Genomic DNA, 14,926 nt, shown 5'->3' with positions numbered 1-14,926 from the left:
GCCCGCGGCGCGATAGTGCGATCCCGGCCGGCGCCCGAACGCGCCCGCCAGGGTCGATGACGGCGCCCCGATGTCCGTACCCCGATGTCCGTACCCCGATGTCCGTACCCCGATGTCCGTACCCCGATAACTGCACCCGACAACTGCACCGACAACAGCAGCCCACATGACGCAATCTACGCAAGCCAACGCCACCTCGGCAGCGCGCTCCGAGGTCGAGAAGATCAAGGACGTCAGCAACTACCTGCGCGGCACGATCGCCGAAGGTCTGGCCGACCCGCTCACCGGTGCGATCTTCGAGAAAGACGCGCAACTGCTCAAGTTCCACGGCTCGTACATGCAGGACGATCGTGATCTGCGCGCCGAGCGTCAGAAGCAGAAACTCGAGCCCGCCTATCAGTTCATGCTTCGCCTGCGCATGCCGGGCGGCGTATGCACGCCCGCGCAATGGCTCAAGCTCGACGACCTCGCGCAGAAATACGGCGGCAATACGATTCGCCTGACCACGCGCCAGACCGTGCAGTACCACAACGTGCTCAAGCATCAGCTGCGCCCGCTCATCAAGGGCATCGACGAAGTGGCAATGACCAGCATTGCCGCGTGCGGCGACGTCAACCGCAACACGCTCGTCTCCAACAATCCGCACCTCTCGCCCGCGCACGCCGAAGCCCTCGAGTGGTGCCGCAGGATCGACCAGCACCTGCTGCCCCAGACCACCGCGTATCGCGAGATCTGGCTTGGCGACAAGCGCCTGGGTGCGGGCAAGGAAGACCATGAGCCCATCTACGGCAAGCATTATCTGCCGCGCAAGTTCAAGATCGCCATTGCGATTCCGCCGAACAACGACGTCGACGTCTACGCAAACGATCTGGGCTTCATTGCCATCGTGAACGACGAGGGCAAGCTCGAGGGCTTCAACGTGAGCGTGGGCGGCGGCATGGGCATGACGCACGGCGACGCGGCGACCTACCCGCGCACGGCGACCGTCATCGGTTACACGCCGGCCGAGCGCATCGTGGAAGTGGCAGAGAAGGTGCTGCTCGTGCAGCGTGACTTCGGCGACCGCACGAACCGCAAGCATGCGCGCCTGAAGTACACCATCGACGATCGCGGCGTGGAGTGGTTCAAGGAAGAACTCAATCGCTACCTGGGCTGGAACCTGGCGCCGGTGCGCCCGTTCACGTTCACGACCAACGGCGATCAGTACGGCTGGCTCAAGGGCGCGGACGACCTGTGGCACCTCACGCTCTTCATCCAGAACGGCCGCGTGAAGGACTGGGACGACTACCGCCTGATGACGGGCCTGCGCGAGATCGCCCGGATTCATGATGGCGACATTCGCATTACCGGCAACCAGAACCTGATCATCGGCCGGGTGAGCGAAGCCGCCAGGCCGCGCATCGATGCGCTGGTTAAGGAATTCGGCCTGCTCGACGGCAAGCACCAGAGCGCGCTGCGCATCAACTCGATGGCGTGCGTGGGCTTCCCGACCTGCGGCCTGGCGCTCGCGGAAAGCGAACGGGCGCTGCCGGATCTGGTCACGCGTCTGGAAAAGGTGCTCGACGAAGCCGGTCTGGCCGGCGAGCCGATCACGATTCGGACGACGGGCTGCCCGAACGGTTGCGCGCGTCCGTACCTCGCCGAGATCGGCCTGGTCGGCAAGTCGACGGGCAAGTACAACCTGTACCTCGGCGCGGGCTTCCACGGCCAGCGCCTCAACAAGCTGTACAAGGAGTCGGTGAGCGACGACCAGATCGTGGCGGAACTCACGCCGCTGTTCCAGCGCTATGCGAAGGAGCGCGAGGCCGGCGAGAAGTTTGGCGACTTCCTCGTGCGCCAGGGCGTGGTAAAGGAAGTCATCGAGGCCCGCGAGGATTTCCACGGCTGAGCCCCGGTGGGCCGGCAGGGTCGCGAAGCCCCTGCGGCGATCGTCATCAGGAAAAACGCCATGGCAAGCCATGGCGTTTTTTTATTGCGTGACGAACGGACGTCGGTGCCGGAGGGCCTCAGTCGCTACTGCCGGAATACGGCACGATGCAGCGCTTGACAGTGGCCTCGAAATCGCGCGACAGGTTGCTGCCCGGCGTTTCGAAGTACTGGATGCGCGCACCGAAGCCGCCCTGGCTGATGTCGACATACGGGTTGTACGTGGCCTTGCCTTCGGCGTCCGGCCCGCGATAGACACGCACACGGTCCCATCCCTGGCGGGCATACGAGGTCGAGTCCACGTTCGGCGCGAGCTCGCTCCAGCCGTGATAGATGCAGTTGAGCACCATGAAGCGATCGGCCCCGGTGCCCTGGTCGAGCAGTCGTCCCGTTGCCGGGTCGGGCCGGCTCATCTGGTTGATCGGGCCACAGCCGGCCAGAACGGCCACCGCCGCCATCAGCGCCACTCGCTTCATACTTCGACACCCTCAACTGAGCAAAAGATGGGCAATGTTACCCGGTTCGGCGCGCCACCGCCATGAACCCGTCGCTATGCCGCCAGCGACAACGGGGGGCTGCCCACCGCGTGCAGCGCGGCTCGCGCGGCGCCGGCGCCGGCCTGCCGCTCGTCGCCGAGCCGAAAGCGCGCCATCTCCTCGCGCAATGCCGCAGTCTGGTCTTCGAGCGACGCCGCCGCCGCCGCGGCCTGCTCCACGAGCGCCGCGTTCTGCTGCGTGACGGTGTCCATCTGCGTGACGGCCTGATTGACCTGCTCGATTCCCCCGCTCTGCTCGTCGGACGCCGCCGAAATCTCGCCCATGATGTCGGTCACGCGCTGCACCGCCTGCAGAATGTCGTCCATCGTGCGCCCCGCTTCGGCCACCAGCGACGAACCGTCGCTCACCTTTTGCGCCGAAGTCTCGATGAGCGCCTTGATCTCGCGCGCGGCCGTGGCGCTGCGCTGCGCGAGCGTGCGCACTTCACCGGCCACCACCGCGAAACCGCGGCCCTGCTCGCCGGCGCGCGCCGCTTCGACGGCCGCGTTCAGCGCAAGGATATTGGTCTGGAACGCAATGCCGTCGATCACGCCGATGATGTCAACGACCTGTGTGGAGCTCGCCGAAATGCCCTGCATCGTCTCGACTACGCGTTCGACCACCTGGGCGCCGCGCGCGGCAATGTCAGAGGCGTTCACGGCGAGCTGACTCGCCTGGCGTGCGTTGTCCGCGTTCTGCTTGACGGTGGCCGTCAACTCTTCCATCGACGACGCCGTTTCCTCGAGCGAGGCGGCCTGCTGTTCCGTGCGTGCCGACAGGTCGGTGTTGCCCGCCGAGATCTCGGCCGTGGCGGTGGCCATCGCGTCGCAACTGCGCCGCACGCCGCGAATGGTGCTCGCCAGGCGCGACTGCATCGTCTCCAGGCCGCGCATGAGCATGGACATCTCGTCCTTGCCCCGCACATGCACCGGATTGTCGAGATGGCCGGCCGCGATCTGCTCGAAGTGGGCCAGCGCCTCGGCCAGCGGACGCATGATCGCGCCTCGCAGCGAGAAATAGCACGCGACGGCGAGCAGCACGCCCACGACCGTGGCGCCGATGCTCACCCAGCGAAATGCCGTGAGCTCCGCCATCGAGGCTTCGTATGTCTCGCGGCCGAGCGTCATCTTGTAGTGCGCGAGCGCGTCGCTTGCCGCCGTGAGCGCGGCGTAGTACTTCGGCAGCGCGTTCATCGTGAGTTCGTCCATGGCCGTGCGATCGCGCGCGTCGATGGCGGCGAGCATCGGCTCCATGCCCTTGTCGAAGAACTCGGTGCGACGTCTGGCGACGTCGTCGGCGAGGCGCTGCTCCTCGGCGCCGCGCGGCAGCGCCAGATAGGCCGTCCAGGCCGCGTTCGCGTCCTTGATCATGTTGCGCGCGCGCGCCGCCACCTTGTCCGCGTCGGGCGACTCGGGGTGCAGCACCACACGATCGAGAATGGCGCGCGTGCGCGCCAGCGTTGCATTGTCCTTGCCGAGCGCCACCGTCGCCGCAAGGTGATTGGCATAGGTCTCGCGAAGCGCATCACCGGTGCGGGTCATGCCGGCAACGCCCAGCGCGCCCAGCACAATCAACAATACGGCCAACAGCGCCATCGTCATGCCAAGGCGCGCCTTGATCGAAAAGCTCCGCAACATACTGTCGTCTCCATCTCCGTGTCGGGTTTCTCACCCCCTGCCCGGCCTCTGTCGGACCGGTGCTACTTGTCACATCGGCGCTTCAAACGCCAGACTTGAGCATCCTGCGGGTATACGCGGTCATGCGCCAAGGTGCGGGCGCACATTCGGTTGACGCAAATCAATCCGCGATCCCGCCAGGCGCCGAGCGCCCGGTGTCTTGCGCAGCAAAACCGAAAAACTGGCAAGGTGGGAGTCATGCATCGCGCGCCAGGCCATTTTCATACGTAATTTTTATAGATAAAACAAATTCATTCATCGTCATGATCGAAGGACTGGAAAAATTGCTGGCTTCCGGCAAGGACAACGCGCTGCTGCGCTTCGGGCTCGGCAAGGCCTATCTGGACGCGCAGAACTTCCCCGTTGCGGCCGAGCACCTCACCCGTTGCGTCGGGTTCGATCCGGCCTACACGGCGGCCTGGAAGCTGCTGGGCAAGGCGCGCCAGGGCGCGGGAGACGTGGACGGCGCGCGCGAGGCGTGGACCCGCGGCATTGCCGCCGCGCAGGCGCACGGCGATCGTCAGGCCGAGAAGGAAATGACCGTCTTCCTCAGGCGGCTGGGCTGACGATGCGCCGCCGGGCATGGGCCCGGAGGGGAGCCGGAAGTGGGTCGGAAGCGGGCCGGAAGTGGGCCGGACCGGGACCAGAACAAGAACCGGGCAGGCCGTCGGCGCTCGACTGACGTACACGTCAATCGCGTGGTATCGTGCAGCTTCCGTATTCGAGGCGCAACGAACATGCCTGCAACATCGACCTGGCTGGCCTTCGCGCTGGTCGCCATCGGAATGGCGCTCACGCCGGGACCGAACATGATGTATCTGGTTTCGCGCTCGTTGTGTCAGGGGCCGGCTGCGGGCCTCGTTTCGCTGGGCGGTGTCGCGCTCGGTTTCGTCTTCTACATGTTGTGCGCGGCTTTCGGGATTACCGCGCTGCTCTTCGCGGTGCCGTATGCCTACGACGTGCTGCGCTTCGGGGGCGCCGTGTACCTCGCCTGGCTGGCGTGGCAGGCGCTCAGGCCGGGCGGCCGTTCGCCGTTCGAGGTGAGACCGCTCGAGCGCGACAGCAACCGGCGCCTGTTCCTGATGGGACTGTTCACGAGCGTGCTCAATCCGAAGATCGCCATGCTCTACCTGGCCCTGCTGCCGCAGTTCGTGCACCCCGAGCACGGCAGCGTGCTCACGCAGTCGCTGGCACTGGGCGTGACGCAGATCGTCGCCAGCGTGATGGTGAACGCCAGCGTGGCGCTGTCGGCCGGCGCCATCGCCGCGTTCCTCGGCCAGCGGCCGGGCTGGCTGCGCGTCCAGCGCTGGCTCATGGGCGGTGTGCTCGGCGCGCTGGCGCTGCGCATGGCGACCGAGGCGCGCCGCTGAGCGGTGGCCGTGCCTCCCGATTTTTGGAGGGGCTCGCGCCGGGCATGGCATACTGCACCGATTTCGCCGCGCGGCGGGGATCCACGCAGCGCTAGGCCGGCTGGCCTGTTCCCATCCTGCAATTTTCGTTGGGTATGTCCTTGAAGCATTGTTTGCCGCCTCGTGCGCCGTCCCGTGCGGCGCACCGCAATTCCCCCGTCTCCCTCTCCCGGACGCCTTCGAGCCATGATCCGGGCCCCGGCTCCCCGGAAAGTTCCGGTCGCTCTGGTTACTTGGGTCGTATTGGCGCCCAACGCGGCTTTGGCACGCTCGGCATTGTCATCGCCTCGCTCGGCGGACTGGCGATCGTCGGTGCGCTGCTCGTGGGCTATGCGCTCATCGTCATGCGGCCGAACCTGCCGCCGCTCGATGTCATCACCGATTACCGGCCGAAGGTGCCGCTGCGCGTGTACACGTCCGATAACGTGCTGATCGGCGAGTTCGGCGAGGAACGCCGCAGCCTCGTGACCATCGACCAGATTCCCGACGTGATGAAGAAGGCCGTGCTCGCGATCGAGGACTACCGCTTCTATGATCACGGCGGCGTGGACTTCATCGGCATTCTGCGTGCCGGCGTGTCGGACGTGCTGCACGGCGGCGCGGCGCAGGGCGCGAGCACGATCACCATGCAGGTCGCGCGCAATTTCTTCCTCTCGCGCGAGAAGACGGCCACGCGCAAGATCTACGAAATGCTGCTGGCGTACAAGATCGAATCCGCGCTGTCGAAGGACAAGATTCTCGAGCTGTACATGAACCAGATCTATCTGGGGCAGCGCGCCTACGGATTCGCGAGCGCCGCGCGCATCTACTTCGGCAAGGATCTGAAGGACATCACGCTCGGCGAAGCCGCCATGCTCGCCGGCCTGCCCAAGGCGCCGTCCGCCTACAACCCGATCGTCAATCCCAAGCGCGCGAAGATCCGTCAGGAGTACATCCTCAAGCGCATGCTCGATCTGGGCTACATCACGCGCGGTCAATACGAAGACGCCCTGCACGAGCCGATCCGCACGCGCACGTCGGGCAACGAGTACAACGTGCATGCGGAGTACGTGGCCGAAATGGTGCGCCAGGCCGTGTACGACGAGTACAAGGACGACGCCTACACGCGCGGCCTGAGCGTCATCACGACCATCGATTCGAAGAAGCAGCAGGCCGCGTATGAAGCGGTGCGCATGGGCGTGCTCGACTACGAGCGACGTCACAGCTATCGCGGGCCCGAGGGCTTCGTGGAGCTGCCCGCGGCCATGCCCGATCGTCAGCAACTCATCGAAGACACGCTGCTCGAACATCCGGACAACGGCGATCTGATCGCCGCCGTCGTGGTCGCGGCAAGCGCGTCGCAGGTCACGGCGGTGCCGCTCTCGGGCGACGCGGTCGTCGTCTCCGGCGACGGTATCGGCTTCGCGGCCCCGTCGCTCTCGGCCAAGGCGAGCGAGAAGCTGCGCATCCGTCCGGGCTCGATCATTCGCGTGATGAAGGACGCGCGCGGCAAGTGGCGCATCACGCAATTGCCGCAAGTGCAGGGCTCGCTCGTGTCGCTCTCGCCGGACGATGGTGCGATTCGCGCGCTCGTCGGCGGCTTCGACTTCAACCAGAGCAAGTTCAACCGCGCGACGCAGGCGTGGCGTCAGCCCGGCTCGACGTTCAAGCCGGTGGTGTATTCGGCGGCCATCGAGAAAGGCGTGAGCCCCGCGACGATGGTGATGGACGGCCCGCTCAACCTGCCGCCGTCGCAGACCGGCGGCCAGGCCTGGGATCCGCACGACGATGACGCCTTCAGCGGCCCGATGACCGTGCGCGAGGGCTTGCAACGCTCGAAGAACCTCGTCGCCATCCGTCTGCTGCAGTTCGCCGGCACCCAGTACACGCAGGAATACGCCACGCGCTTCGGCTTCGACGCCGACAAGGTGCCGCCGTATCTGCCGATGGCGCTGGGCGCGGGCGCCACCACGCCGCTGCAGCTGGCGGGCGCGTATGCCGTGTTCGCCAACGGCGGCTACCGCGTAGCGCCGTACCTGATCGCCGAGATCCGAGACGCGCGCGGCAATGTCCTCAACAAGGCCGCGCCGGTCATTGCCGGCGTGAACGCCGCGCGCGCCATTTCGGCGCCCAACGCCTACATCATGAACAGTCTGCTGCAGACGGTGGCGCAGCGCGGCACCGGCTCGGGCACGAACGTGCTCAGGCGCGGCGATCTGGCCGGCAAGACCGGCACGACCAACGACGCGCTCGACGGCTGGTTCGCCGGCTATCAGCATTCGCTCGTGGCGGTGGCCTGGCTCGGTTTCGACCAGCCCAGGACGCTCGGCAGCCGGGAGTTCGGCGCGCAACTGGCGCTGCCGGTATGGACGAAGTACATGGGCGTGGCGCTCAACGGCGTGCCGCAGCAGCAAATGCCGATGCCGTCGGGCGTGACGGTGATCAACGGCGAGCTCTACGAATCGGACAAGGTCCCGGGCAACGGCTTCGTGGCGAGCATCGGCATCGACGAGAACAGCGGCGGCTTCTCGCTGCCGTTCTTCGGCGGCGGCTCGCCCTCGCCTGCCGCCCCGCCGCCGGCCGCCGGCCAGGCGCCGTCGCCCGGCGTCGATTCGAGCGAAAAGGCGCGCATTCTCGACCTGTTCAAGCATCCCTGAGCACAGCGGATCGCGAACCGGCAGCGCCTGCGGCCGCCTTCGGGCGGCCGTTTTTGTCTGGGCCGGCAACCCGCCGGCGGCCTCGGCGGGCGAATCGCAAGAACGTACAAGCGTGGCCGGCGGCATGCGCGGTATGCTCGCCGTATCGTCTCAACGTTCAGGATCGTTCCTCATGCCGGTTCCTTCACGCGCGGGCAGCTTCCTCGCCGGCGCCCGCGACACCGTGCCGATGATCGTCGGCGCAGCGCCCTTCGGGCTCATTTTCGGCGCGCTCGTCGCCAGTACGCCGCTGGCCCCGTGGCATGGCCAGCTCATGTCGCTCACCGTGTTCGCCGGGTCGAGCCAGTTCATCGCGGCGGGACTCTTCGCCACCGGCGTGGGCTACGCCGTGCTGTGGGCGACCACGTTGATCGTGAATCTGCGCCACATGCTCTACGCGGCCAACCTGCTGCCGCACGTGCGCCATCTGAATGCGCGGTGGCGCGTGACGCTGGGCTTGCTGCTCACCGACGAGACGTTCGCCGTCACGAGCAGCTACTTTCACCGGCATCCCGACGATGCGCTCGGTCACTGGTACTTCCTCGGCTCGGGGCTGTCGATGTATCTGAACTGGCAGTTGTGGACACTCGCCGGGCTGCTGTTCGGCGCGGCGTTTCCCCGTCTGCAGACGCTTGGCCTCGACTTCGCGATGGTGGCCACGTTCATCGCCATCATCGTGCCGCAGATGGCGCGCATGCCGTGGGCGGTGGCGACGGTCGTCGCGGGCACCGCGGCGTACCTTTGCCGGGGACTGCCTTACAAGCTCGGTCTGCTCGCGGCTGTCGCGCTTGGCATTGCCGCCGGGATGGCGGCGTTGCATCGGCAGCGTCGCGATGGCGAGCAGCACCGGGCGACGCAGGACACGTCGCACGAGCGCGCTGCGGGCAACGACGCCGGGCGCGACAACACGCCCGGCGGCACGGCGACCCGCGCCCCTGGCTCGTCGGCCGGAGGTGCACGATGAACTACGTCCTTGCCATTCTCGGCATGGCGGCTGTGACGTTCGCGGTCAAGGCCGGCATCTTCGTGCTCGGCGACCGCGTGCGTTTTCCCGAGTGGCTGCGCGAAGCGCTGTCGTTCGTGCCGGTGACGGTGCTCACGGCGATCATCGTGCCGATGACGCTTGCGCCGCACGGCGAGGGGCTGGAGCTGACGTGGCGCAACGCGCAGTTGGTCGCTGCGCTCGCCGCCATTGCCGTGTGCGCCGCGACGCGTCACCAGTTGCTCACCATCGGCGTCGGCCTTGCCGTTTTCTTCACCTGGCAGTTGGGCGTGCTCGGCTGAATGCGGCCGAAGCACCCCCAGGTGACCCAGGCGACCTGAGCGACATCCGGGCGACATCCGGGCGACACCCAGGCGACACCCGGGCGAGCAGCGACCCACGCGCCGTGTGCGGCCGGCCCTGCAAAGCAAAAAAGAGCGCCTCGCGAGGCGCTCTTGGCACATCATGCGTGCGAGGGCGCGCGGCGCGCCGTCATACCGTCACGGTGCCGAGCGTGCCGGCGCGATAGGCGGCGACGAAGGCGTCGAAATCACCCACCTGTGTGCGCTCGAGTTCAGCCTGCGCCTCGAGCGACTTGCGCGCGAGCGTCTCGAAGTGTTCGACAACGGCGGCATCGAGCGGCATGTCGCGCAAGGTCTGTGCGTGGCGCTGGCTCTGCGCGAGCGCAAACGCCTGAAAGGCGCCGCCCTTCGTGCCGCGCAGCGGCTCGAGCGCCGCCATCACGCGCGCGGACGGCGTGAGCGAGACGTCCCGCACCTTCGCGCGCTGCAGCGCCATGCTGTGAGCGTAATGCGCGCCGCCGCGCTGCGCGTCGAACGCGGCGGCCGTGCGGTCGATCCGCTCGAGCAACTGCTCGGCCCAGTCGAGCAGCGTGATCGCCTCGCCGCCGCGATGCAGCATCAAGCCGGGCTTGCGCCCTTCCTTGACGACGTGCGCGAAGTTGTCGCGATTCTCCATGTTCTCGGCATTCGAGCACGACGGGCTGTCTTCGAGCGCGCAAAACAGCAAGAAGGCGTCGATGAAGCGCGCCGTGTCGACGTCGATGCCGACGGGCAGGAACGGGTCGATGTCGATGCAGCGCACTTCCACGTACTGCACGCCGCGGCGCGCGAGGGCTTGCACGGGGCGCTCGCCGCTGTACGTCACGCGCTTGGGGCGGATGGTGGCGTAGAACTCGTTCTCGATCTGCAGCAAATTCGTGGAGAGCTGGATCCACTCGCCATTGCGCTTGGTGCCGAGCGCCTCATAGGCGGGATGCGGCTGGCTGACGGCCTGTGTGAGCGCGTCGATGTAGCTCGGCAGGCAGTCGTAGCACGGCGAGACTTCCGACTGTGCGCTGTTCTGGTAGCCCAGGTCGCTCATACGCAAGCTGGTCGCATAGGGCAAGCCGAGCGTGCCTTCGTCGAACGACTCGAGGCCGTGTTGCCGTCCGCGCAGGAACTCGGCATGCAGGACCGGCGACGCGCCGAACAGATACATCAGCAACCAGCTGTAGCGGCGGAAATTGCGAATGAGCGCCACGTAGCGCGCCGACTGGTAGTCGCGTGCGGATTCCTTCGCGCCTTCGCTCTCGCGCAGCAGTTCCCACACCGGCTCGGCCAGCGAGAAGTTGTAGTGGATGCCGGCGATGCATTGCATCGGCTTGCCGTAGCGCAGCGCCAGGCCGCGACGGTAGACGTGCTTGAGCATGCCGATGTGCGACGTGCCGTAGTCCGCGATGGGAATCACGTCTTCCGGCGGCAGCGCGGGCGGCATCGAATCGCTCCACAGCAGTTGCGCGCCGAGCTTGCGGTAGGCGAACTGATGGATTTCGTGCAGACGCGCGATGACCTGGGCGGCGTCGTGCTGCGGCGGCGTGATGAATTCGAGCAGCGCTTCGGAGTAATCGGTGGTGATTTCGTCGTTAGTCAGTGCGGAGCCGAGCGCACGCGGGTGCGGCGTGAGGGCGAGCGCGCCGTCGCTCTCGACGCGCAGCGTCTCACGCTCGATGCCCGACAAGCCCTCGCCGAGCAGGGCGCGGTGAGTGGGTTGCATGACGAGCGCGAGGCGCCGATCGAGCGTGTCGTGAGCGGCGGCGTATCCGGTTTGCCCGGCGTGTTCGTGTTGACGATTCTGTTTTTCCAACTTCCATCCCTCTGGGCAGGCGCAATGCTTGGCATGGCTGTCGACGCCGGCCCCTGCGGGCATGGCACGAACCATGCAAGCACGGGAGACAGCGGCGTACTGGGGTCTACGGGGTGCCGACGGCGGCGGCACGACCGCCGAAGTGGGACTCCGGTGGACGCGCTCGATGCGCGGCACGGCGCGAATTTGGCCTGAGCATAACTGAAAACGCCAAAGCGCGTCGGGCGCCCCGCCGGTCGCGGCAGGCGAGTCCTGGCGCCGCCCCGGCGCCATCCCCAGCGCCATCCCCAGCGCCATCCCCGGCGCCATCCCCGGTGCCATCCCCACTACCAGCTCCAGAACCAGCCTTGGCGTCAGCTTGAGTGCCAGCCTCAGCGCCAGCCTGAGTCCCCCTGCGCGAATGCCGCATTGGCGACGCGCGCCCGCGCACCGATACTGCCCGCATGATGAATACTCAGCACTTCAACGATCTCGTCCCCCTGCTCTGGCTGGGCCTCGTCACCTTCGTGCTCGCCGGCTTCGTCAAAGGCGTGATCGGGCTCGGTCTGCCAACGGTGGCCGTCTGCCTGCTGGGCCTGGCCATGCCCACGGCCGAAGCCGCCGCCCTGCTGATCGTGCCATCGCTCGTCACCAACTTGTGGCAACTGCTGGCGGGCCCGCGCTTCGCCGCCCTGGCAAGACGCCTTTGGCCGATGCTGCTCGGCATCTGCCTCGGCACCTGGGCCGGCGGCGGCTGGCTGGCCAATGGCGGCAACCTGGCGGGGATGGCACTGGGCGTCGCGCTGCTCGCCTACGCCGCGCTGGGCCTGGCGGCGGTGCGCCTGCACGTGCCGAAAAGCTGGCCTGGCGCGCGCGTCGGTGCCGTGGGCGCAGGCATCGGTGTCGTGACCGGGCTGGTGACGGCCGCCACCGGCGTGTTCGTGATTCCCGCAGTACCGTTTCTGCAGGCGCTCGATCTCGACAAGGACGATCTCGTGCAGGCGCTGGGCCTGTCGTTTACCGTCTCGACGCTGGCGCTGGCGGCCGGTCTGGCGCGCGACGGCGTCTTTCATGGCCATGCGATCGGCGTCTCGTTGCTCGCGCTCGCGCCGGCCCTGGGCGGCATGTTCTTCGGTCAGTGGGTGCGCGCGCGGGTGAGCGCGCCGGTGTTTCGCCGGTGCTTCTTCGTCGGGCTGGCCATGCTGGGCGCCGAACTGGTCGTCCAGCATATGCGCTGAGCAATGCTTGCCAATGCTTGCCAATGCTTGCAATACGCTCGCCTGCGCCCCCTCGGGGCCGATGCGGCGCTACGCTCACTTCAGGTCGGCGAAATCCACATCCCAGAATTCCATCTGGCGGCGGGTGTCGAGGCTGCGGCCTTCTTCCGTGCGGCGCAACTCGACGCGGCGGATCTTCCCCGAGATCGTCTTCGGCAAGTCGCAAAATTCGATGCGCCGGATGCGCTTGTACGGCGCGAGATGATCGCGGCAAAAGCGCAGGATGTCGAGCGCCAGCGTCTCATCGGCGCGAAAGCCGGCACGCAGCGCGATAAACGCTTTGGGCACCGCGAGCCGCACGGGGTCGGGGCTTGGCACGACGCCGGCCTCGGCCACGGCGGGATGCTTGATGAGCTCGCTTTCGAGTTCGAACGGACTGATGCGATAGTCGGACGCCTTGAACACGTCATCCGCACGGCCGACGTAGGTGAAGTAGCCGCGTTCGTCGCGCATCGCGACATCGCCGGTGTGGTAGTAGCCGTCGCGCATTGCGTCGGTGGTCTTCTCGCAGTCGTCCTCATAGCCCTGCATGAGGCCGGTCGGACGCGGCGACAGGACGAGCGCGATCTCGCCCTCGTCGGCCTCGGCGCCGTTGTGATCGAGAAGCACGACGCGATAGCCCGGCATGGGGCGGCCCATCGCGCCCGGCTTCACCGTCTGCCCCGGCGAGTTGCCGATCTGGCAGCATGTTTCCGTCTGACCGTAGCCGTCGCGAATCGTGATGTTCCACGCCCGCCGCACCTGTTCGATGACTTCGGGATTGAGCGGCTCGCCCGCGCCGATCAGTTCGCGAAACTTCACCGCGTGGCGAGTGAGATCTTCCTGAATCATCATGCGCCAGACGGTCGGGGGAGCGCACAGCGTGGTCACGCCGCAGCGTGCTGCTGTCTCCAGGGCCGCGCGCGCGTCGAAACGGGAAAAGTTGTAAATGAAGATGGTCGCGCCCGCGTTCCATGGCGCAAAGAAGCAACTCCAGGCATGCTTCGCCCACCCGGGCGAGCTGATGTTCCAGTGCACGTCGCCGGGCTGCAGGCCGAGCCAGTACATCGTGGCGAGGTGGCCGACCGGGTAGCTCTGGTGCGTATGCAGCACGAGCTTCGGACGCGACGTGGTGCCCGAGGTGAAGTAAAGCAGCAGCGGGTCGGTCGCGAGCGTGACGCCATCGGGCGTGAACTCGTCGGGCATTTCGTAAGCGGGGGCGAGCGGCGTCCAGCCTTCTGGCGGCGCGCCGCCCACGGCGATGCGGCGATAGTCGCCCGGCAGGTCCGCAAACTTGACGGCGTCGCGGCCCGTGGTGACGACGTGGCGCACGCGCCCGCGTTCGAGCCGGTCGGTGAGGTCGCCGGCGGCGAGCAGCGTCGTGGCAGGGATCATGACGGCACCCAGCTTCATGCAGGCGAGCATGAGGTCCCAGAGCTCGACTTGATTGGGCAGCATGAGCAGCACGCGATCGCCTCGCGCCACGCCTTGGGCGCGCAGGAAGTTGGCAACGCGGTTGGAGCGCGCCGACATCTCGCGAAACGACAGGCGCGCTTCGCGCCCGTCCTCTTCGACGATCCACAGTGCCGGGTTGTCGTTGCCTTGCGCCTGGGGATCGAAGAAGTCCAGCGCCCAGTTGAACTGCGAGAGGACGGGCCAGCGAAAATCACGGTACGCCACGTCGTAATGGGCGCGCTGCGCGAGCAGCAAATCGCGCGCGGCCTCGAATCCCTGGATGTGCGGCATCGCTTGTCTCCAAGCCTCGATAGGCAGGATTCCATTATCGTGAGGGGCCCTGATTGCGACATCCGGGATAACCATCACCGGTAAGCGGGGCTCTCGACGCAAGATTGGGGGTGACCTTCGTGCGACCGTGGCGCGGTGCGGGATACCGGTGGCGATGTGGTGACGCCTGGTGACGCTGAGTCGGACGTTGAGTTGGACGCCGGGTGAGACGCAAAAAAATTATGCGTCCAGTGCGCATGGGCCCTTCCTTTCCGGCAAAAAGCTCTGCTATAATCGCCTGCTTTCGAGCGATGCATCTAACGACGCATCTCTCACGGGGCGTAGCGCAGCCTGGTAGCGTACCTGCATGGGGTGCAGGTGGTCGGAGGTTCAAATCCTCTCGCCCCGACCAATAAATAGAAGGCCTGACGAGTTTTTCTCGTCGGGCCTTTTGTCTAACTTGAGATGCATTGTCTAACTTGACGATCTAGCCATGCCAAACAGCGGCGCGCCGCTACATCCCCCGCCGCAAGGCGTGCCGGTTCGATTCCGGCCCTGGGCACCACTAGAATTCTTGGCGTTCCGCCGAAGCACTCACCAACGTAGTTATCCACAGA

The 14,926-nt window shown here is 66.7% G+C and carries 11 protein-coding genes and 1 tRNA gene; 8 read left to right on the top strand and 4 right to left on the bottom strand.

Annotation, left to right across the window (positions count from 1 at the left end):
* The first annotated feature begins 166 nt into the window (after positions 1-166).
* Entirely contained in the window at positions 167-1,888 is a 1,722-nt protein-coding gene (locus CDN36_RS00060) for an NADPH-dependent assimilatory sulfite reductase hemoprotein subunit (RefSeq protein WP_287495668.1), read from the top strand.
* 118 nt (positions 1,889-2,006) lie between these two features.
* Here the strand turns inward: CDN36_RS00060 and CDN36_RS00055 are convergent, their stop codons facing one another.
* Both CDN36_RS00055 and CDN36_RS00050 read right to left on the bottom strand, forming a co-directional pair.
* Positions 2,007-2,402, bottom strand: coding sequence for a hypothetical protein (locus CDN36_RS00055; protein WP_150555822.1), 396 nt, complete (start codon positions 2,400-2,402; stop codon positions 2,007-2,009).
* A gap of 74 nt (positions 2,403-2,476) precedes the next feature.
* The gene (locus CDN36_RS00050) at positions 2,477-4,099 is read right to left on the bottom strand and encodes a methyl-accepting chemotaxis protein (RefSeq protein WP_150555821.1); all 1,623 of its coding nucleotides are present in this window, start codon (positions 4,097-4,099) and stop codon (positions 2,477-2,479) included.
* A gap of 302 nt (positions 4,100-4,401) precedes the next feature.
* On the opposite strand from CDN36_RS00050, the gene CDN36_RS00045 reads away from it, so the two are divergent.
* From CDN36_RS00045 to CDN36_RS00025, 5 genes are all read left to right on the top strand, one after another.
* Positions 4,402-4,704, top strand: coding sequence for a tetratricopeptide repeat protein (locus CDN36_RS00045; RefSeq protein WP_287495667.1), 303 nt, complete (start codon positions 4,402-4,404; stop codon positions 4,702-4,704).
* A gap of 171 nt (positions 4,705-4,875) precedes the next feature.
* Positions 4,876-5,508: a LysE family translocator gene (locus CDN36_RS00040; RefSeq protein WP_150555819.1), complete on the top strand. Its 633-nt coding sequence runs from the start codon at positions 4,876-4,878 to the stop codon at positions 5,506-5,508.
* Positions 5,509-5,642: 134 nt separating this feature from the next.
* A complete protein-coding gene (locus CDN36_RS00035) occupies positions 5,643-8,183 on the top strand; it encodes a penicillin-binding protein 1A (RefSeq protein WP_502920316.1) in 2,541 nt (846 codons plus the stop codon).
* 172 nt (positions 8,184-8,355) lie between these two features.
* Positions 8,356-9,186: an AzlC family ABC transporter permease gene (locus tag CDN36_RS00030; RefSeq protein WP_287495666.1), complete on the top strand. Its 831-nt coding sequence runs from the start codon at positions 8,356-8,358 to the stop codon at positions 9,184-9,186.
* Positions 9,183-9,506, top strand: coding sequence for an AzlD domain-containing protein (locus tag CDN36_RS00025; protein WP_150555817.1), 324 nt, complete (start codon positions 9,183-9,185; stop codon positions 9,504-9,506). The genes CDN36_RS00030 and CDN36_RS00025 overlap by 4 nt, the downstream gene beginning before the upstream one ends.
* Positions 9,507-9,696: 190 nt before the next feature.
* Here the strand turns inward: CDN36_RS00025 and gshA are convergent, their stop codons facing one another.
* Positions 9,697-11,349, bottom strand: coding sequence for a glutamate--cysteine ligase (gene gshA / locus CDN36_RS00020; RefSeq protein ID WP_287495665.1), 1,653 nt, complete (start codon positions 11,347-11,349; stop codon positions 9,697-9,699).
* Between the two features lie 443 nt (positions 11,350-11,792).
* Between gshA and CDN36_RS00015 the strand changes: the two genes are divergently transcribed.
* Positions 11,793-12,566 (top strand): sulfite exporter TauE/SafE family protein, encoded by a 774-nt coding sequence (locus CDN36_RS00015; protein ID WP_287495664.1) that lies wholly within the window; start codon positions 11,793-11,795, stop codon positions 12,564-12,566.
* A gap of 75 nt (positions 12,567-12,641) precedes the next feature.
* Here the strand turns inward: CDN36_RS00015 and CDN36_RS00010 are convergent, their stop codons facing one another.
* Positions 12,642-14,330 carry an AMP-binding protein gene (locus tag CDN36_RS00010; RefSeq protein ID WP_287495663.1) on the bottom strand — a complete coding sequence of 563 codons (1,689 nt, stop codon included), beginning with the start codon at positions 14,328-14,330 and terminating at the stop codon, positions 12,642-12,644.
* A 314-nt stretch (positions 14,331-14,644) separates the two neighbouring features.
* Here CDN36_RS00010 and CDN36_RS00005 point away from each other — a divergent pair.
* Positions 14,645-14,721: transfer RNA gene (locus tag CDN36_RS00005), tRNA-Pro, on the top strand.
* Positions 14,722-14,926 lie beyond the last annotated feature (205 nt).

It is taken from the genome of Pandoraea sp. CB10b_02, from assembly GCF_002216225.1.
Taxonomy (GTDB): Bacteria; Pseudomonadota; Gammaproteobacteria; order Burkholderiales; family Burkholderiaceae; genus Pandoraea; species Pandoraea nosoerga.
This window is presented reverse-complemented; position numbering and strand designations above follow the sequence as displayed.